Genomic DNA, 17,789 nt, shown 5'->3' on the forward strand with positions numbered 1-17,789 from the left:
CCTCTCGGGCTTTCCTCCGGGCGCTTCCCTTCGGTCTTGCGTTTCCGACTCTATCAGATCTTTTCTCGACCCGATTTCCTCGGTGCTTTCCAGGTTTCCGCTTCCGCGTTTCCCTTTCCGGCGGTTCCGACTTTATCAGAAGTTTCTGAGTCGGATTTCCATCCCTCACCGGAGCGCGGTTCCCAGCACTGGAGTTGGCCGGGTGCCCCGTCGGGAGGAGTTGTAAACCTACTGGAGCGGGGCTCCTCGATGCAAATCGAGGAGCCCCGCTCCCAGTTGGCGCCTTGTCAGGCCCGACGGACCGTCAGACCTCCACGACCACAGGCAGGATCATCGGCCGGCGCCGGTAGGTGTCCGAGACCCACTTGCCCAGCGTGCGGCGGATGAGCTGCTGGAGCTGGTGGGGTTCGACCACTCCGTCCTGGGCGGACCGTTCGAGTACCTCCGTGACCCGGGGGATCACGTCTCCGAAGGCGGAGTCTTCGATGCCGGAGCCGCGGGCCTGGATGTGCGGGCCGCCGGTGATCTTCCCGGTGGACGAGTCCATGACCACGAAGACCGAGATGATGCCCTCGTCGCCGAGGATCTTGCGGTCCTTGAGGGCCGGCTCTCCCACGTCGCCGACCGAGAGGCCGTCGACGTAGACGTACCCCGCCTGGACCTTGCCGGAGATCTTGGCCTTGCCCTCGACGAGGTCGACGGCGACGCCGTCCTCGGCGATGACGATGCGGTCGTGCGGTACGCCGGTCAGGGCGCCCAGCTCGGCGTTGGCGCGCAGGTGGCGCCATTCGCCGTGCACCGGCATCAGGTTCTTCGGGCGGCAGATGTTGTAGAAGTACAGCAGTTCGCCCGCGGACGCGTGGCCGGAGACGTGGACCTTGGCGTTGCCCTTGTGGATGACGTTGGCGCCCCAGCGGGTCAGGCCGTTGATCACGCGGTAGACCGCGTTCTCGTTGCCGGGGATCAGGGACGACGCCAGGATCACCGTGTCGCCCTGGACGATGCGGATCTGGTGGTCCCTGTTGGCCATCCTCGACAGGGCCGCCATGGGCTCGCCCTGGGAGCCCGTGCATACGAGGACCACCTCGCTGTCCGGGAGGTCGTCGAGCGTCTTGACGTCCACGACCAGGCCCGGGGGGACCTTCAGGTAGCCCAGGTCTCGCGCGATGCCCATGTTGCGGACCATCGAGCGCCCGACGAAGGCGACGCGGCGGCCGTACTCGTGCGCCGCGTCCAGGATCTGCTGGATGCGGTGGACGTGGCTGGCGAAGCTCGCGACGATGATGCGCTTGCGGGCGCCGGCGAAGACCTGGCGCAGGACGTTGGAGATCTCCCGCTCGGGCGGGACGAAGCCCGGGACCTCGGCGTTCGTCGAGTCCGAGAGCAGGAGGTCGATGCCCTCCTCGCTCAGGCGTGCGAACGCGTGGAGGTCCGTGAGGCGGCTGTCCAGGGGGAGCTGGTCCATCTTGAAGTCGCCGGTGTGGACCACCATGCCCGCGGGGGTGCGGATGGCGACGGCCAGCGCGTCCGGGATGGAGTGGTTGACCGCGACGAACTCGCAGTCGAAGGGGCCGATGCGCTCGCGGTGCCCTTCCGCCACCTCGAGGGTGTAGGGGCGGATGCGGTGCTCCTGGAGCTTGGCCTCGATGAGGGCGAGGGTCAGCTTGGAGCCGATCAGCGGGATGTCCGGCTTCTCGCGCAGGAGGAAGGGGACGCCGCCGATGTGGTCCTCGTGGCCGTGCGTGAGCACGATGCCCTCGATGTCGTCGAGGCGGTCCCTGATGGACGAGAAGTCCGGCAGGATCAGGTCGATTCCGGGCTGCTCCTCCTCGGGGAAGAGCACTCCGCAGTCGACGATCAGCAGGCGGCCGCCGTACTCGAAGACCGTCATGTTCCGGCCGATTTCGCCGAGGCCGCCGAGCGGGGTGACCCGCAGGCCGCCTTCGGGGAGCGGCGGGGGCGGGCTGAGTTCGGGGTGCGGATGACTCAAAAGACTCTCCTCACCACGCGCGCCACGTACCGGTAGGGCACGTGGCGCGCATGACGTTCGTGCAGAAGCAGTTGTCGTATGGAGTGGTGCGGGCACCGGTGGCCCGCCTATTCAGTTGTGAAGCTGGTGCGCGAGGGTCCGCGCGAAGTCTGATGTCAGAGCTGTACCCCGCCGGCGGCAAGATCGATCTTGAGTTGCTCGATCTCCTCGGGCGCGCACTCGACCATGGGGGCGCGCAGAGGCCCGCCGGGCAGGCCCTTCAACGCGAGCGCCGCCTTGGTCGTCATCACGCCCTGGGTGCGGAACATGCCCGTGTAGACCGAGAGCAGCTTCTGGTGGATCTCGGTGGCCTTCTGGACGTCGCCCGAGGTGTACGCCTCGACCAGGGCGCACAGCTCCGGGGTGACCACGTGGCCTACGACTGAGACGAAGCCGACGGCGCCCACGGAGAGCAGCGGCAGGTTCAGCATGTCGTCACCGGAGTACCAGGCGAGCTCCGAGCGGGCGATGGCCCAGCTCGCCCGGCCCAGGTCGCCCTTGGCGTCCTTGTTGGCGACGATCCGGGGGTGCTCGGCGAGGCGGACGAGCGTCTCCGTGTTGATCGGGACGCCGCTGCGGCCGGGGATGTCGTAGAGCATGACCGGCAGCTCGGTGGCGTCGGCGACAGCCGTGAAGTGCCGGTAGAGGCCCTCTTGCGGGGGCTTGTTGTAGTACGGGGTCACAAGGAGCAGGCCGTGTGCGCCGGTGCGCTCCGCCGCGCGGGCGAGTTCGATGCTGTGGTGGGTGTTGTTGGTGCCGACTCCGGCCACGACGTGGGCGCGGTCGCCGACGGCTTCGAGGACCGCCCGTACGAGATCCGCTTTCTCCGCATCGCTGGTGGTCGGCGACTCGCCCGTGGTGCCGTTGATGACCAGGCCGTCGTTGCCTGCGTCCACCAGGTGGGTGGCGAGCCGCTGCGCGCCGTCGAGGTCGAGTGCGCCGTCCGCCTTGAAGGGCGTGACCATGGCGGTGAGGACCCGCCCGAAGGGGGTCTGCGGAGTCGAGGTCGGAGCCATGGGTTACACGCTACTCGTTGCTCAGGACCGGGTCTGCCCTAGGGGGAGGCGACAAGTCGTGACAAAGATGGAGCCCGGCACTGCCTGCTCGGGGGTTCAAGCAGTGCCGGGCCCGTTTGATCAGGCTAGATGAACTTCTCGAAATGCCGCAATACGGACACTTCGTGCGGCTGAACCGTACATCTGTGCCTGATCGGGGAACGGGGGCGCGTTACGGCGCCACGCGCCCGTTCGCGTTGAAGGCAGCGTAGGTGAGCGGCATGAGCCTGGCCCACTCGGTCTCCATCTTCTCGCCGACCATCTCGATCTCGCGCTGCGGGAAGGACGGGACCTTGGCCAGCTCGTGCTGGGTGCGCAGGCCGAGGAAGTGCATCAGCGAGCGGGCGTTGCAGGTGGCGTACATCGAGGAGTACAGGCCGACCGGGAGGACCGCTCGGGCGACCTCGCGGGCGACGCCGGCGGCGAGCATCTCCCGGTAGGCCTCGTACGCCTGCCGGTAGGAGTCCTCCATCACGCGGCCGACCAGCTCCTGCTGGGCCTGGGTGCCCTCGACGAAGACGTACTTGCCGGGGCGGCCCTCCTGGACGAGCTTGCGGGACTCGTCGGGGACGTAGAAGACCGGCTGGAGCTCCCGGTAGCGGCCGCTCTCCTCGTTGTACGACCAGCCGACGCGGTGCCGCATGAACTCGCGGAAGACGAAGATCGGGGCGCTGATGAAGAAGGTCATCGAGTTGTGCTCGAAGGGGCTGCCGTGCCGGTCCCGCATCAGGTAGTTGATCAGGCCCTTGGAGCGCTCGGGGTCCTTGTTCAGCTCGTCCAGGGACAGCTCGCCGAGGGTCGAGACGCGGGCGGCGAACAGGACGTCCGCGTCGGACGCGGTGTGCTTGACCAGCTCGACGGTCACATCGCTGCGGTAGCTGGGCTTGGGGTCGTCGGCGGGGGTGTCGGTCACGGTTGGCAGGGCCTTCCCATCTCGTCGTGTGGCGACGCCACTCTACGGCCCGGCGAAATCAGCGCGATCGGTGGCGTGCCGCAATGAAGTTGGTGAAACAGGGCACCCCTGAGGGAGTTCATTCGTCTCTACAGACGAAAGTGATCCGTTCCACCCCTTGAAGGAGACGCACCCCTGATGTTCGGTCGGCGTGAACCCGTACCGTTTGCCTTCGTCGCCGAGGCCGACAGGTTCCGCAGTAATGTCACTCCCCCACCGCGTGAGCGGCTGTCCGTCAGCCAGATGGCCGGGCGATGGCTGCTGGGTCTGACGATCGTGGCGGGGCTCGTGGGTTCCCTGGTCGTCGGGACGCCCGCGCTGTCGGGCGACCACCCGGGCTCGCAGCCCCAGCAGTCGCAGGCCTCTCAGAAGAACTGAGCCGACACAGGCCGGCGCTGACTCCATCCGGCCCCCCTCCAGTGGTGACCGGGTACACAGATCGGTAGCCTCACCGGGCACAGCCCACGCATGGATCGAGTGAGGACCAGCCGTGCCCCTGCCCTTCCTGACGGCCGACCGCGTTTTCGAGGCGGCGGACGACGTCCCGTTGCCGTACGACGACCGTGACCGCTGGCGGCGGCCGTACCGGCCCGGGCCCTGGCGGGTGGGGGCGGCGGCGCTGGCGCTGCTGCTCGCCTCGTTCGTCCTGTTCGCGGCGGTCGTCATCGCGGCGACGGCCGAACTGGCCTCGGCCGGCGTGGTCTTCGGGCTCGCGCTGCTCGTCATCGCCGGGGCGCTGCGGCTGCTCCGCGTGGGCGTGTGGGTGAGCGCGCGCGGGCTGCGGCAGGTGGGCTTCCTCACGACACGTACGGCGTCCTGGGACCAGGTCGCCGCCGTGCGCACGGTGCAGCAGCCGGTGCGCTGGCTGGGGCTGCCCCGGACGGTGCAGGGGCAGGCGCTGCTGCTCGTCCGGCAGGGACAGTCGCCCGACGGCGGGCCGGCGCTGCTGACCACGCACAACGCGGACTTCCTGGGCCGCGTGGAGGCCTTCGACCGGGCGGCCGACTCGGTCGAGGCCTGGGCGGACGAGTACCGCCCGCACTGACGCCATCGGTGATCCCGGATTCTCATGCCGGAGGGGCCGGACCGTTCGCGGTCCGGCCCCTCCGGCACGAGTGGGGTGCGGTTCAGGCCGTCTCGGGCCGCTTGCCGTCGTGCAGGGCGATCGCGCGCTGCATCGCCTTGCGGGCGCGCGGGGTGTCGCGGGCGTCGTGGTAGGCGACGGCGAGGCGGAACCAGGTGCGCCAGTCGTCCGGGGCGGCTTCCGTCTCGGCCTTGCGCTTGGCGAAGACCTCGTCGGCCGAGTCCCGCTCGATCCGGCCGCTGGGCGTGCGCCTCAGTTCGTCGACGGGCAGGCCGCCCTCGGCTTCGAGTTCGGCGGCGAGGGCGTTGGCCCTGCGGACGAACTGGGTGTTCTTCCACAGGAACCACAGGCCGATGACCGGCAGGATCAGCACCGCGACGCCGAAGGTGACGGTGAGGGGCGTGCCGGTCTCGATGAGCAGCACGCCGCGGCTGCCGACCAGGACGAAGTAGACGACCAGGACGGCGGCCGTGAGGGCGTAGGTGAGCTTCGCGCGCATGACGGTCAGGGGCTCAGCTCAGGTCCAGGAAGTGTTCCAGGCCGAAGGTCAGGCCCGGGACGCTCCCCACACGGCGGGCGCCGAGCAGGATGCCCGGCATGAAGCTGCTGTGATGCAGCGAGTCGTGCCGGACCGTCAGGGTCTCGCCCTCGGCGCCGAGCAGGACCTCCTGGTGGGCGAGCAGGCCGCGCAGCCGGACGGCGTGAACCGGAACGCCGTCCACGTCGGCACCGCGGGCACCGTCCAGGGCGGTGGCCGTGGCGTCCGGGGCCGGGGCGGAGCCCGCGTTGCGGCGGGCCTCGGCGATGAGCTGGGCGGTGCGCGTGGCGGTGCCGGAGGGGGCGTCCACCTTGTTCGGGTGGTGCAGCTCGACGACCTCGACGGACTCGAAGTACGGCGCGGCGATCTGTGCGAACTTCATGGTCAGGACGGCCCCGATGGAGAAGTTGGGCGCGATGAGCACGCCGGTCTCCGGGGACTGCTCCAGCCAGCCCTTCAGCTGTGCGAGGCGCTCGTCGGTCCAGCCGGTGGTGCCGACGACCGCGTGGATGCCGTGGCGTACGCAGTAGTCGAGGTTGGCCATGACCGAGTCGGGTGTGGTCAGTTCGACCGCGACCTGGGCGCCGGTCTCGGCCAGCGACTCCAGCTTGTCGCCTCGGCTCAGCGCGGCGACCAGTTCCATGTCCTCGGCGGCTTCGACGGCTCGTACCGCTTCCGAGCCGATCCGGCCTCTGGCGCCGAGGACCGCCACGCGCAGCTTGCTCATCTCTTGTGCTTCCTTCACCAGGGGGTTGTCAGGCGACGGCGTCGTGCAGGCGGGTCGCCTGTTTGTCCTTGAGCGGGCCGATGACCGACAGGGAGGGCTTCCGTCCCAGGATCTCGCGGGCGACCGAGCGGACGTCGTCCGGGGTGACCGACGCTATCCGCGACAGCATGTCGTCGACGGACATCTGCTCGCCCCAGCACAGCTCGCTTTTGCCGATGCGGTTCATCAGCGCGCCGGTGTCCTCGAGGCCGAGGACCGTGGAGCCCTGGAGCTGGCCGATCGCGCGCCCGATCTCGTCGTCCGAGAGGCCGTGCTCGGCGACGTGGTCGAGTTCGTCGCGGCAGATCTTCAGCACGTCGTGCACCTGCGACGGCCTGCACCCCGCGTACACGCCGAACAGGCCGCAGTCGGCGAAGCCCGAGGTGTACGAGTACACGCTGTAGGCCAGGCCGCGCTTCTCGCGGACCTCCTGGAAGAGGCGGGAGGACATGCCGCCGCCGAGCGCGGTGTTCAGCACGCCCAGCGCCCAGCGCCGCTCGTCCGTGCGCGCCAGGCCCGGCATGCCGAGCACGACATGCGCCTGCTCGGTCTTGCGGTCGACCAGCTCGACCCGGCCCGCGGTGCGCAGGGCGCGCTGGCCGCTGCGCGGGGCGACGGGCTCGGCGGCGAGGTCCTTGAAGGCACCGGCCTTCTCGAAGGCGGCGCGGACCTGCCGTACGACCTTGGAGTGGTCGACGTTGCCGGCACACGCGACGACCAGGTGAGTCGGGTCGTAGTGCTTCTTGTAGAAGCGGCGGATGCGGTCGGCGGTGAGGGCGTTGACCGTGTCGACCGTGCCGAGGACCGGGCGGCCGAGGGAGTTGTCGCCGAACATCGTGTGCGCGAACAGGTCGTGCACGCAGTCGCCCGGGTCGTCCTCGGTCATGGCGATCTCTTCGAGGATGGCGCCGCGCTCGACGTTGACGTCCTCTTCGCGGATGAGCGAGCCGGTCAGCATGTCGCTGACGACGTCGATGGCGAGGGGCAGGTCGGTGTCGAGCACGCGTGCGTAGTAGCACGTGTACTCCTTCGCCGTGAACGCGTTCATCTCGCCGCCGACCGCGTCGATCGCGGAGGAGATGTCCAGGGCGGACCTGCGGTTCGTGCCCTTGAAGAGCAGGTGCTCCAGGTAGTGGGTGGCGCCGTTCAGGGCCGGGGTCTCGTCGCGGGAGCCGACGTGCGCCCAGATGCCGAAGGTCGCGGAGCGGACCGAGGGCAGGGTCTCGGTGACGATGCGCAGGCCACCGGGGAGGGTGGTCTTGCGGACCGTGCCGATGCCGTTGGTGCCCTTGATCAGGGTTTGGGTACGGGCGACGGCCCGCGCCTCGGAGGAGGTGCGGGCCGTCGCCTGGGAGCTACTCGACGTCACTTGTCGGTGTCGTCCTTCGTCTCATCGTTCTCTTCGCCCTCGATGACCGGGATCAGGGAGAGCTTGCCGCGGGAGTCGATCTCGGCGATCTCGACCTGGACCTTGGCGCCCACGCCGAGAACGTCCTCGACGTTCTCCACGCGCTTGCCGCCGGCGAGCTTGCGGATCTGCGAGATGTGCAGCAGACCGTCCTTGCCGGGCAGCAGGGAGACGAACGCACCGAAGGTGGTCGTCTTGACGACCGTACCGAGGTAGCGCTCGCCGACCTCGGGCATCGTCGGGTTGGCGATGCCGTTGATCGTGGCGCGGGCGGCCTCGGCGGAGGGGCCGTCGGCGGCACCGATGTAGATCGTGCCGTCGTCCTCGATCGTGATCTCGGCGCCCGTGTCCTCCTGGATCTGGTTGATCATCTTGCCCTTGGGGCCGATGACCTCGCCGATCTTGTCGACCGGGATCTTCACGGTGATGATCCGCGGCGCGTTCGGGGACATCTCGTCCGGGGTGTCGATCGCTTCCATCATCACGTCGAGGATGTGGAGGCGGGCGTCACGGGCCTGCTTGAGGGCCGCGGCCAGGACGGAGGCCGGGATGCCGTCCAGCTTGGTGTCGAGCTGGAGGGCGGTCACGAAGTCCTTGGTGCCGGCGACCTTGAAGTCCATGTCACCGAAGGCGTCCTCCGCACCGAGGATGTCGGTGAGGGTGACGTAGTGCGTCTCGCCCTCGATCTCCTGGGAGATCAGGCCCATGGCGATACCGGCGACGGGGGCCTTCAGCGGCACACCGGCGTTCAGCAGCGACATGGTGGAGGCGCAGACCGAGCCCATGGACGTCGAGCCGTTGGAGCTCAGCGCCTCGGAGACCTGGCGGATCGCGTAGGGGAACTCCTCGCGCGCCGGCAGGACCGGGATCAGGGCGCGCTCGGCGAGGGCGCCGTGGCCGATCTCGCGGCGCTTCGGGGAGCCGACGCGGCCGGTCTCGCCGGTGGAGTACGGCGGGAAGTTGTAGTTGTGCATGTAGCGCTTGCGGGTCACCGGGGAGAGGGTGTCCAGCTGCTGCTCCATGCGGAGCATGTTCAGCGTGGTGACGCCCAGGATCTGGGTCTCGCCGCGCTCGAACACCGCGGAGCCGTGGACCCGCGGGATGGCCTCGACCTCGGCGGCCAGGGTGCGGATGTCGGTGACACCGCGGCCGTCGATGCGCTTCTTCTCCTTGATGACGCGCTCACGGACCAGGGTCTTGGTCAGCGAGCGGTACGCGGCGGAGATCTCCTTCTCGCGGCCCTCGAACTCCGGCAGGAGCTTCTCGGCGGCGAGCTGCTTGACGCGGTCGAGCTCCGCCTCGCGCTCCTGCTTGCCGGCGATGGTGAGCGCCTGGGCGAGCTCGGGCTTGACGGCGGCGGTGAGCGCCTCCAGGACGTCGTCCTGGTAGTCCAGGAAGATCGGGAACTCGCCGGTCGGCTTGGCGGCCTTGGAGGCGAGGTCCGACTGGGCCTTGCAGAGGACCTTGATGAAGGGCTTCGCGGCGTCCAGACCGGCCGCGACGACCTCCTCGGTGGGCGCCTCGGAGCCGCCCTCGACGAGCTTGATGGTCTTCTCGGTGGCCTCGGCCTCGACCATCATGATCGCGACGTCGCCGTCCTCCAGGACGCGGCCCGCGACGACCATGTCGAAGACGGCGTCCTCGAGCTCGGTGTGCGTCGGGAAGGCCACCCACTGACCGCGGATCAGCGCGACGCGGACGCCGCCGATCGGGCCGGAGAAGGGCAGACCGGCCAGCTGCGTGGACGCGGACGCGGCGTTGATCGCGACGACGTCGTACAGGTGGTCGGGGTTGAGCGCCATGATCGTGGCGACGACCTGGATCTCGTTGCGCAGGCCCTTCTTGAAGGACGGGCGCAGCGGGCGGTCGATCAGGCGGCAGGTGAGGATCGCGTCCTCGGAGGGCCGGCCCTCACGGCGGAAGAAGCTGCCGGGGATCTTGCCGGCGGCGTACATCCGCTCCTCGACGTCCACCGTGAGCGGGAAGAAGTCGAGCTGGTCCTTGGGGTTCTTGGAGGCGGTGGTGGCCGACAGCACCATGGTGTCGTCGTCCAGGTACGCCACGGCGGAGCCGGCGGCCTGCTTGGCCAGGCGGCCCGTCTCGAAGCGGATGGTGCGGGTGCCGAAGGGGCCGTTGTCGATGACGGCCTCGGCGTAGTGGGTCTCGTTCTCCACTAGCGTTTTCTCCGTTACTTTGTCGTCTTTCGTCCCACGCTGCCCGTGTGGCAGGGGGACGGTGGCGGAGAAGCGCTCCGTGCGGTGCGGGCCGGTCTTCGATCGAAGCACCCGGGGCTTCCCCCCGGGGGCCACTACCGAGGACCGGCGGCGGCTAGGCGCGCTTCTCCTCTTCTTGTCGTGCTGTGTCGTCCGTATTGCGTTGTGCTACCACACTACAAAGCAGTAGTGACACTCCGCACGTACAGCAAAGGGAGCGGTCCCCTTTCCTGCCGGGAACCGCTCCCTTCACGGCGTCTTACTTGGCGCCCGCCGCACCGCGGCGGATGCCGAGGCGGTCGACCAGCGTACGGAAGCGCTGGATGTCCTTCTTGGCGAGGTACTGCAGCAGCCGGCGGCGCTGACCGACCAGGATCAGCAGACCACGACGGGAGTGGTGGTCGTGCTTGTGGGTCTTGAGGTGCTCGGTCAGGTCGGAGATCCGACGCGACAGCAGAGCGACCTGGACCTCGGGGGAGCCGGTGTCGCCCTCCTTGGTACCGAACTCGGACATGATCTGCTTCTTCGTAGCGGCGTCGAGCGACACGCGTACTCCTCATAGTCTGTGACAGGCCACCGAGTGCCCCCGGTCTGCTTCTCGGGGGAGCTTCCGTGACTCGGAAGGCGGGGATCCGCTGGGCGCGGCCTCCAGGGCGATGAGCTCCGGGGGTGCGTACACAAACGGCCGTCGACCAGGGTACCAGGCGGTCGGGGGCGCCTTTGCGCTGGTCCCCGAACCCGGCGGGCGGGGTGGCCGGGGCCACTAGGGTGAGCAGGTTCGGATCGTTCGTGCGTCGTTGTTCGGGCGTCGGTCGTCGTTGTTCGGGCGTCGTCGTCTGATCGTGCGTCGTCGTCGGTACGTCGCTGATCGTGCGGATCCGGACGTTCGAAACCGGTACGTCGGGAAGGGGTCGCTACGGCATGGCGGAGACGGCTGAGGAGATCAAGGCACGCAAGGAGCGGGAGCGGGACGAGCTCTACGCCCTCGACATCTCCGGTGTCGAGTGGCACTGCGCGCCGGGCACCGAGGAGCACGAGGAGCGGGTCGAGATCGCGTACCTGCCCGAGGGGGCCGTGGCGATGCGGTCCTCGCTCGACCCGGACACGGTGCTGCGCTACACCGAAGCGGAGTGGCGGGCGTTCGTGCTGGGGGCGCGGGACGGGGAGTTCGATCTGGAGCCGGGGGCGCACGACGGGGGCTTGCAGGCGGAGGCCGGGCAGCAGTCACAGTAGTTCCCGCGGAACGCGACGAGGGGCAGCCGGTGATCGGTTGCCCCTCGTTGCGGTTCTTTCACGTTGATCGCCCTGTTTGTTCATCAAAGTGTGTGCTGTGTACGTCACTTCCGGGCAGCTTCTGAGCGGGTTGTGACGCGGCGGACAGGTGCTCGGGGGTGGACGGGCCTGCCGAGGTGGGGCTTGTGGTGATTAGGCTGGGACAGGGCGCGACGTCAGAACCCGTGAGTAGGGGTGGGCGTCCCAGGGGGAGAGCGGGGGAGCCTGGATTCGGACGACCTCGGACGACCTCTATACGCCTCGGAACGACTTCGTACGACGTCGGACGACAAGCAAGGGTCGCCCCAGCACGGCATGAGGGTGCTCGACCACACCAGGAGGAACACTGTGAGCAGCGATCGGGACGGGAACCGCGGGGGCTGGGCGACACCCGGCGATGACCAGCCCGACGCGGAGTCCGCGGCAGAGGTGACGGGCGAGTTCACCATCGACTACGCGCCGCCGGCCTGGTACACGCAGAACGCCTCGGGTAGTTCGAGCTCGGGGCAGGGGGCGGGCCAGTCCGAGGGCTCCAGTGGTTCCGGGGCACCCGGGGGGTCCCGTCCGCAGGGGGGTTCCGGGGCGCCGAGCGGGCCGGTTCCGCCGCTGCCGGGGCTCACTCCGCCGCCGCATGCCAATCCTTCCGGCGGGGCGTCGTCCATTCCGAGGCAGGGCCAGGGGCAGGCCTCCGGCTCGGCGCCGGCACCGGCTCCTTCTCCGGCTCCAGGGGCGCCTTTCACGCCGCCCGCGCCGTCGCCTGCTCCGGGTGCTCCGTTCACGCCTCCCGCGCCTCCCGCGCCCTCGCCGGGCGCGCCCTTCACGCCGCCCGCGCCTGCTGCCGGGGGGCCGTCTGCCGTGCCCCGGCTTCCCGTGGGGTTCGAGCCGCAAGGGACGCAGTCCCCGGGGGCGCAGCCGCAGGAGCGGACCGAGGCGCCCGCGGCGGATCCGGCCTCCCCTACGGCCGTGCCGAACATCCCCGTCGGCGGGTATCAGGCGCAGTGGTCGCCGGCCGCTCCGACGGATGCTCCGGCCACTCCCGATGCTTCGGCCGCTCCGGCCACGCCCCCGGCTGCTCCGGCCGCTCCCGTTACCGATGATGCGGAGCCGGAGAACGGCGGCGATCTGGACAGCGGTGCCACGATGCGGTTCTCCGCCGTCGCCCTGAAGCGGGAGATCGCGGAGCGTGCCGCCGAGGCCGAGGCCCGGGCGGAGTCGGCCGTCGAGGACCAGGACGAAGACAAGAGCGAGGAAGACAAGAGCAGGGACGAGGACAGCGTCGTCCCTTCCGGCTCGGCTGACGGGGAGGAGCCGGGCGAGGAGTCCGGCGGTGACGTCGAGGGCGCTCCGACCGACGCCGACGAGGACCTCTCGTCCGACACGGCGGCCGCAGTCGATGTGGCTGACGTGTCCGGTGGGGACGATCCTGCTTCCGGCGATGCCGACAGCGGGGACGCGGACCCCCCGGTGACCGCACCGGAGGAGGAAGCTCCCGAGGCCGCCGCTCCGGAAGCGGAGACGGAGGTGGAGACGGAGGTGGAGACGGACCAGGCCGTGCCGCAGGATGCCGAGCCTGAGGACTCCGTGCGTGTGGACTCCGTGCCTGCCGACTCCGTACCTGCGGATGCGGACGCGGTGGCTGCCGTGCCCGCGGACGAGGTCCCGGCGGACGCGGTGACAGCCGATGACGGTCCGGCCGATGCGGTACCCGCGGACGAGGTCCCGGCCGCTCCCGAGCCGGCCGACGCAGAGCCCGACGACGCACAGCCCGACGACGCCCCGCCCGCTGCCGCACAGCCTGCCGACGTCCCGCCTGCCGACGCCCGGCCCGTGGCCTCCGAGCCCGCCGACGCGGTGCCCGCCGACGCCGCTCCCGAGGACAGCCTTCCGCAGGACGCCGCCGTGCCGGATGGGCCCGCCGCACAGCCCGCCTGGACTCCCCCGGCCCCGCAGGCCATGCCGCCGCTGCCGCCGTCGTATCAGCCGGCCGCCCCCGCTCCGGCCAGTCAGTGGCCCGCGCAGCCGCAGCCCCAGCCTCAGCCGCAGGCCCAGCCCACGGACCCGAACGCGCCCGCGCAGCCGCAGCCGACGGCCGCGCAGGAGCAGCCGCCTGTGCCGCCCCAGCCCTCGGTTCCGGCTCAGCAGCCGCCGTTCCAGCCGCAGGCGCCGCAGCCCGCGCCCGCCGCCTGGAACCCGCCGGCCGCGCCGACGCCGCCGAACCAGCCGCCCGCCCAGCCCGGGCCGCAGCCCGGCGCCTACGGCTTCCCGCACCCGGGAGCTCCCACCCCGGCCGCACCCGACGCCCAGGGCGGCTACGGCTTCCCTCACCCCGGAGTGCCCCCGCAGGCCCAGGCCGCCCAGCAGCCGGCGGCCCAGCAGCCCAACACCCCGCCCGTTCCGGCCCCGAACACGCAGGACGGCTACGGATTCCCGCAGCCCGGGCCCGGCAACCCCTCAGCCGCCGCACCCAACGCGCAAGGCGGCTACGGTTTCCCCCACCCTGGCGCCCCCGCCCAGGCCCAGGCCCCGGGCCCTGCCGCCCAGCAACCCCCGGCCCAGCACCCCAACACCCCGCCCGCCCCCACGCCCAACGCGCAGGACGGCTACGGATTCCCGCACCCCGGCGCGCCCGCCCCGGCCGCTCCCGACCCCCAGGCCGGCTACGGCTTCCCCCACCCCGGAGTGCCCCCGCAGGCGCAGGCCCAGCCGCAGCCCGAAGGGCAAGGACAGCAGCCTCCGCAGCCCGTGGACCCGCGGACCGGGGCCGCCTGGCCGCAGCCCATGCAGCACGACCAGCGGCAGCCGACCAACCCGGGGGCCGCGCCGCTCGGTTACACCGCTGCCGTGGAGTTGTCCTCCGACCGGCTGCTCAACAGCAAGAAGCAGAAGGCGAAGAGCAGCCGTCCGGTGGCCGGCGGCGGTCGGTTCAAGATCGGTGGGAAGAAGGAGGAGGCCGAGCGGCAGCGGAAGCTGGAGCTGATCCGCACACCCGTGCTCTCCTGCTACCGGATCGCCGTCATCAGCCTCAAGGGCGGTGTCGGCAAGACGACCACGACCACCGCGCTCGGCTCCACGCTCGCCACCGAGCGGCAGGACAAGATCCTCGCGATCGACGCCAACCCGGACGCGGGAACCCTCGGACGCCGTGTGCGCCGCGAGACCGGGGCCACCATCCGTGACCTCGTCCAGGCGATCCCGCACCTCAACTCGTACATGGACATCCGCCGGTTCACGTCCCAGGCGCCGTCGGGCCTGGAGATCATCGCCAACGACGTCGACCCGGCCGTGTCCACGACGTTCAACGACGAGGACTACCGGCGCGCGATCGACGTGCTGGGCAAGCAGTACCCGGTCATCCTCACCGACTCCGGTACCGGTCTGCTCTACAGCGCCATGCGCGGTGTGCTCGACCTCGCCGACCAGCTCATCATCATCTCGACGCCGTCGGTGGACGGTGCGAGCAGCGCGAGTACGACGCTGGACTGGCTGTCGGCGCACGGGTACGCCGACCTCGTCGCCCGGTCCATCACCGTCATCTCCGGTGTGCGCGAGACCGGCAAGATGATCAAGGTCGACGACATCGTGTCGCACTTCGAGACGCGCTGCCGGGGCGTCATCGTCGTGCCGTTCGACGAGCATCTCGCCGCCGGTGCCGAGGTCGACCTCGACATGATGCGGCCGAAGGTGCGGGAGGCGTACTTCAACCTCGCGGCGATGGTCGCCGAGGACTTCACCCGCCACCAGCAGGCACACGGCCTGTGGACCTCCGACGGCAACCCGCCGCCGGTGGCCGCCCCGCCGCTGCCCGGCCAGCCCGCCCCGGGCCAGCCCCAGCCTCCGTATCCCGGCCAGCAGCCGGGCCACGGGCAGCCGGTTCCCGGCCAGCAGGTCCCGGGCCAGCCGGGCCCGTACCCCCAGCAGCCTCAGCCCGGTCAACACCAGCCGCAGCCCGGACAGCCGTACCCCCAGCCCGGGCAGCCGTACGCCCATCCCGGACAGCCGTACCCCCAGCCGGGCCAGCCCCCGGCCCAGCCAGGGCAGCCGTACCCGCAGGCCGCAGGTCAGCCGCCCTACCCGCAGCCCGGGCATCCGGGACAGCCGGGGCAGCCGGGGCAGCCGGCCGCGCAACCCGGGCAGCCGTACCCCCAGCCCGGCCAGCCCCCGGCAGCGCCACCGCAGCCGGGCTACGGTTACCCGCAGCACGGTCAGCCAGGCCAGCCCGGGTACGGCTACCCGCAGCCCGGGCAGCCGGGTCACCCGGCGCAGCCCGACGGGCAGACCCCGCCGCCTCCCCCTCCGTCGCAGTAGTCGCCTCACCCGATCGGCCCCTTTCGAGGGGCCGATCCCCTTCGTGGCCCGCGCCGTTCCCACTCGGCGCGGGCCGCGGTGCGTTCCGGGGCGAAATCCGTTGCCAGGCCCTGGCCAGGGGCGCGTCAGTGGTCTCGACCAATGACCGTGAAAAGCTCGCCAATTCGTTATTTCCGCAGGCCACAAGGGGTGAACGTGCCGTTGACGGGTGGAGACGGCCGCTGATACACACTCAGCATCCACTGACAGCTGATCAACCCGTCCTTCCCGTCCGAGCGATGACGCGAGGTCCGACCATGGGCACGAAAGATCAGACACGCAGCCTCCCGCACGGCCTCAGGCTCGTCGCCATGGCCGGAGCGGCGGCGCTCACCCTCACCGCCGGTCTCGCCACCCCGCTCGATCCGGCGCCCCGGCAGGCCCGGGCGGCCGACGACGGCAAGAAGGTGCTGACCGTGGCGGTGGCGCAGAGCGTGGACTCGCTCAGCCCGTTCCTGGCGGTCCGGCTGCTCAGTACGAGCATTCACCGGCTCATGTACGAGTACCTGACGAACTACGACCCCAAGGACAACCACGCCATCCCGGGTCTGGCCACCAAGTGGGAGCCGTCGCCGGACAAGCTGACCTGGACGTACACGATCCGCTCCAACTCCAAGTGGTCGGACGGCAAGCAGGCCACGGCCGAGGACGCTGCGTGGACGTTCAACAAGATGATGACCGACTCCGGCGCGGCCACGGCGAACGGCAGTTACGTCGGCAACTTCCGGAAGGTGACGGTGCCCAGCCCGACCAAGCTGGTCATCGAGCTGAAGAAGCCGCAGGCCACGATGACCGCGCTCGATGTGCCGATCGTGCCGAAGCACGTCTGGGAGAAGGTTTCGGACTTCTCCGAGTTCAACAACGACAAGAGCTTCCCGGTGGTGGGCAACGGGCCGTTCGTGCTGACCGGGTACAAGGCCGACAGCTACGTCCGGCTCAAGGCCAGCAAGAGCTTCTGGCGCGGATCGCCGAAGTTCGACGAGCTGGTCTTCCGCTACTACAAGGACCAGGACGCGGCGGTGTCGGCGCTGCGCAAGGGTGAGGTGTCGTTCGTCGCCGGTTCGCCGTCCCTGACGCCCGCTCAGGCGGCGTCCCTGGAGGGCGCGGAGAACATCAAGGTCAACGACGCCCCCGGCCGCCGTTTCTACGCCCTCGCCACCAACCCGGGCGCGAAGGCGAAGAACGGCAAGAAGTTCGGCGACGGCCACCCGTCCCTGCTGGACCAGCGGGTGCGGAACGCGCTGTTCAAGGCCGTCGACCGCAAGGCCGTCATCGACAAGGTGTTCCAGGGGCACGCCGTCGAGGGCGAGGGCTACATCCCGCCGCGCTTCTCGCAGTACTTCTGGAAGCCGTCCGGCGACCGGAAGCTGACGTACGACCCGGCCGAGGCGGCCCGGATGCTCGACCAGGCGGGTTACAGGAAGAACGGCGACGGCAAGCGCGTCGGCAAGGACGGCAAGCCCATCACCTACCGCGTCCTGTGCCACGCCACCGACCCGAACGACAAGGCGGTCGGCAAGTACCTCCAGGAGTGGTGGGGCGAGCTCGGCATCGGCGTCCAGCTCAACTGCCTGGACAACGTGACCGACCCCTGGCTCGCCGGCAAGTACGACCTGGCGTTCGACGGCTGGTCGGTCAACCCGGACCCGGACTTCGTGCTGTCCATCCACACCTGCGGGGCACTCCCGGCGACCCCGGAGGACACGGGCGCGACCGACAACTTCATCTGTGACAAGAAGTACGACGAGCTCTACGCCCGGCAGCTCGCCGAGTACGACCCCGCCAAACGGGCGGACATCGTCAAGCAGATGGAGTCGCGGCTGTACGACCTCGGGTACATGAACGTCATGGCGTATCCGAACGCGGTCGAGGCCTACCGGACGGACCAGATCGAGTCCATCACGACCATGCCGGCGAAGGCGGGGAACATCTACGGCCAGGACGGCTACTGGAGCTGGTGGTCGGCGGTCCCGGCACAGTCGAGCGGCTCGTCGGACAACGCGTCGTCGACGGGGGTCGTGGCCGGGATCGTCGGAGGTGTCGTGGTCCTCGCCGGGCTCGGAGTCTTCGCGGCGATGCGGCGGCGTTCCACCGCCGAGGACCGCGAGTAGAGCGGGCGAGCGGAACT

At 70.2% G+C, this 17,789-nt stretch carries 13 protein-coding genes; 5 read left to right on the forward strand and 8 right to left on the reverse strand.

Annotation, left to right across the window (positions count from 1 at the left end; all coding sequences use genetic code 11):
- Positions 1-304 precede the first annotated feature (304 nt).
- From ABFX81_RS33670 to thyX, 3 genes are all read right to left on the reverse strand, one after another.
- Entirely contained in the window at positions 305-1,990 is a 1,686-nt protein-coding gene (locus ABFX81_RS33670) for an RNase J family beta-CASP ribonuclease (protein WP_086850431.1), read from the reverse strand.
- Between the two features lie 155 nt (positions 1,991-2,145).
- Positions 2,146-3,045 (reverse strand): 4-hydroxy-tetrahydrodipicolinate synthase, encoded by a 900-nt coding sequence (gene dapA, locus ABFX81_RS33675; RefSeq protein ID WP_086850430.1) that lies wholly within the window; start codon positions 3,043-3,045, stop codon positions 2,146-2,148.
- A gap of 211 nt (positions 3,046-3,256) precedes the next feature.
- A complete protein-coding gene (gene thyX, locus ABFX81_RS33680) occupies positions 3,257-3,997 on the reverse strand; it encodes an FAD-dependent thymidylate synthase (protein ID WP_086850429.1) in 741 nt (246 codons plus the stop codon).
- A gap of 177 nt (positions 3,998-4,174) precedes the next feature.
- On the opposite strand from thyX, the gene ABFX81_RS33685 reads away from it, so the two are divergent.
- The gene (locus ABFX81_RS33685) at positions 4,175-4,414 is read left to right on the forward strand and encodes a hypothetical protein (protein WP_086850428.1); all 240 of its coding nucleotides are present in this window, start codon (positions 4,175-4,177) and stop codon (positions 4,412-4,414) included.
- Positions 4,415-4,526: 112 nt separating this feature from the next.
- On the forward strand, positions 4,527-5,081 hold the full coding sequence (locus ABFX81_RS33690; protein WP_086850427.1) for a hypothetical protein: 555 nt from the start codon (positions 4,527-4,529) through the stop codon (positions 5,079-5,081).
- A gap of 82 nt (positions 5,082-5,163) precedes the next feature.
- Here the strand turns inward: ABFX81_RS33690 and ABFX81_RS33695 are convergent, their stop codons facing one another.
- The 5 genes from ABFX81_RS33695 to rpsO all read right to left on the reverse strand — a co-directional run bounded on the left by ABFX81_RS33695 (position 5,164) and on the right by rpsO (position 10,592).
- The gene (locus ABFX81_RS33695) at positions 5,164-5,619 is read right to left on the reverse strand and encodes a tetratricopeptide repeat protein (RefSeq protein ID WP_086850426.1); all 456 of its coding nucleotides are present in this window, start codon (positions 5,617-5,619) and stop codon (positions 5,164-5,166) included.
- 13 nt (positions 5,620-5,632) lie between these two features.
- Positions 5,633-6,385 (reverse strand): 4-hydroxy-tetrahydrodipicolinate reductase, encoded by a 753-nt coding sequence (gene dapB, locus ABFX81_RS33700; RefSeq protein WP_086850425.1) that lies wholly within the window; start codon positions 6,383-6,385, stop codon positions 5,633-5,635.
- A 28-nt stretch (positions 6,386-6,413) separates the two neighbouring features.
- Entirely contained in the window at positions 6,414-7,793 is a 1,380-nt protein-coding gene (locus ABFX81_RS33705; protein ID WP_086850424.1) for an insulinase family protein, read from the reverse strand.
- On the reverse strand, positions 7,790-10,006 hold the full coding sequence (locus tag ABFX81_RS33710; RefSeq protein ID WP_086850423.1) for a polyribonucleotide nucleotidyltransferase: 2,217 nt from the start codon (positions 10,004-10,006) through the stop codon (positions 7,790-7,792). Before ABFX81_RS33710 ends, ABFX81_RS33705 begins: the two co-directional genes overlap by 4 nt.
- Before the next feature lie 298 nt (positions 10,007-10,304).
- Positions 10,305-10,592, reverse strand: coding sequence for a 30S ribosomal protein S15 (rpsO, locus tag ABFX81_RS33715; RefSeq protein ID WP_059415298.1), 288 nt, complete (start codon positions 10,590-10,592; stop codon positions 10,305-10,307).
- A gap of 374 nt (positions 10,593-10,966) precedes the next feature.
- Here rpsO and ABFX81_RS33720 point away from each other — a divergent pair, with 374 nt between their 5' ends.
- From ABFX81_RS33720 to ABFX81_RS33730, 3 genes are all read left to right on the forward strand, one after another.
- A complete protein-coding gene (locus ABFX81_RS33720; RefSeq protein ID WP_086850422.1) occupies positions 10,967-11,278 on the forward strand; it encodes a DUF397 domain-containing protein in 312 nt (103 codons plus the stop codon).
- A gap of 354 nt (positions 11,279-11,632) precedes the next feature.
- Positions 11,633-15,622: an SCO5717 family growth-regulating ATPase gene (locus ABFX81_RS33725; protein ID WP_428837244.1), complete on the forward strand. Its 3,990-nt coding sequence runs from the start codon at positions 11,633-11,635 to the stop codon at positions 15,620-15,622.
- A gap of 296 nt (positions 15,623-15,918) precedes the next feature.
- On the forward strand, positions 15,919-17,772 hold the full coding sequence (locus ABFX81_RS33730; protein WP_086852503.1) for an ABC transporter substrate-binding protein: 1,854 nt from the start codon (positions 15,919-15,921) through the stop codon (positions 17,770-17,772).
- The last annotated feature ends 17 nt before the right edge of the window (positions 17,773-17,789 follow it).

Source organism: Streptomyces coeruleofuscus (assembly GCF_039532725.1).
GTDB classification, from domain to species: domain Bacteria; phylum Actinomycetota; class Actinomycetes; order Streptomycetales; family Streptomycetaceae; genus Streptomyces; species Streptomyces coeruleofuscus.

Coding starts and splice junctions, on each gene's coding strand:
- dapA (WP_086850430.1), bottom strand. CDS start 3,045: ATGGCTCCGACCTCGACTCCGCAGACCCCCTTCGGGCGGGTCCTCACC.
- ABFX81_RS33685 (WP_086850428.1), top strand. CDS start 4,175: ATGTTCGGTCGGCGTGAACCCGTACCGTTTGCCTTCGTCGCCGAGGCC.
- ABFX81_RS33695 (WP_086850426.1), bottom strand. CDS start 5,619: ATGCGCGCGAAGCTCACCTACGCCCTCACGGCCGCCGTCCTGGTCGTC.
- dapB (WP_086850425.1), bottom strand. CDS start 6,385: ATGAGCAAGCTGCGCGTGGCGGTCCTCGGCGCCAGAGGCCGGATCGGC.
- ABFX81_RS33720 (WP_086850422.1), top strand. CDS start 10,967: ATGGCGGAGACGGCTGAGGAGATCAAGGCACGCAAGGAGCGGGAGCGG.
- ABFX81_RS33725 (WP_428837244.1), top strand. CDS start 11,633: ATGAGGGTGCTCGACCACACCAGGAGGAACACTGTGAGCAGCGATCGG.
- ABFX81_RS33730 (WP_086852503.1), top strand. CDS start 15,919: ATGGGCACGAAAGATCAGACACGCAGCCTCCCGCACGGCCTCAGGCTC.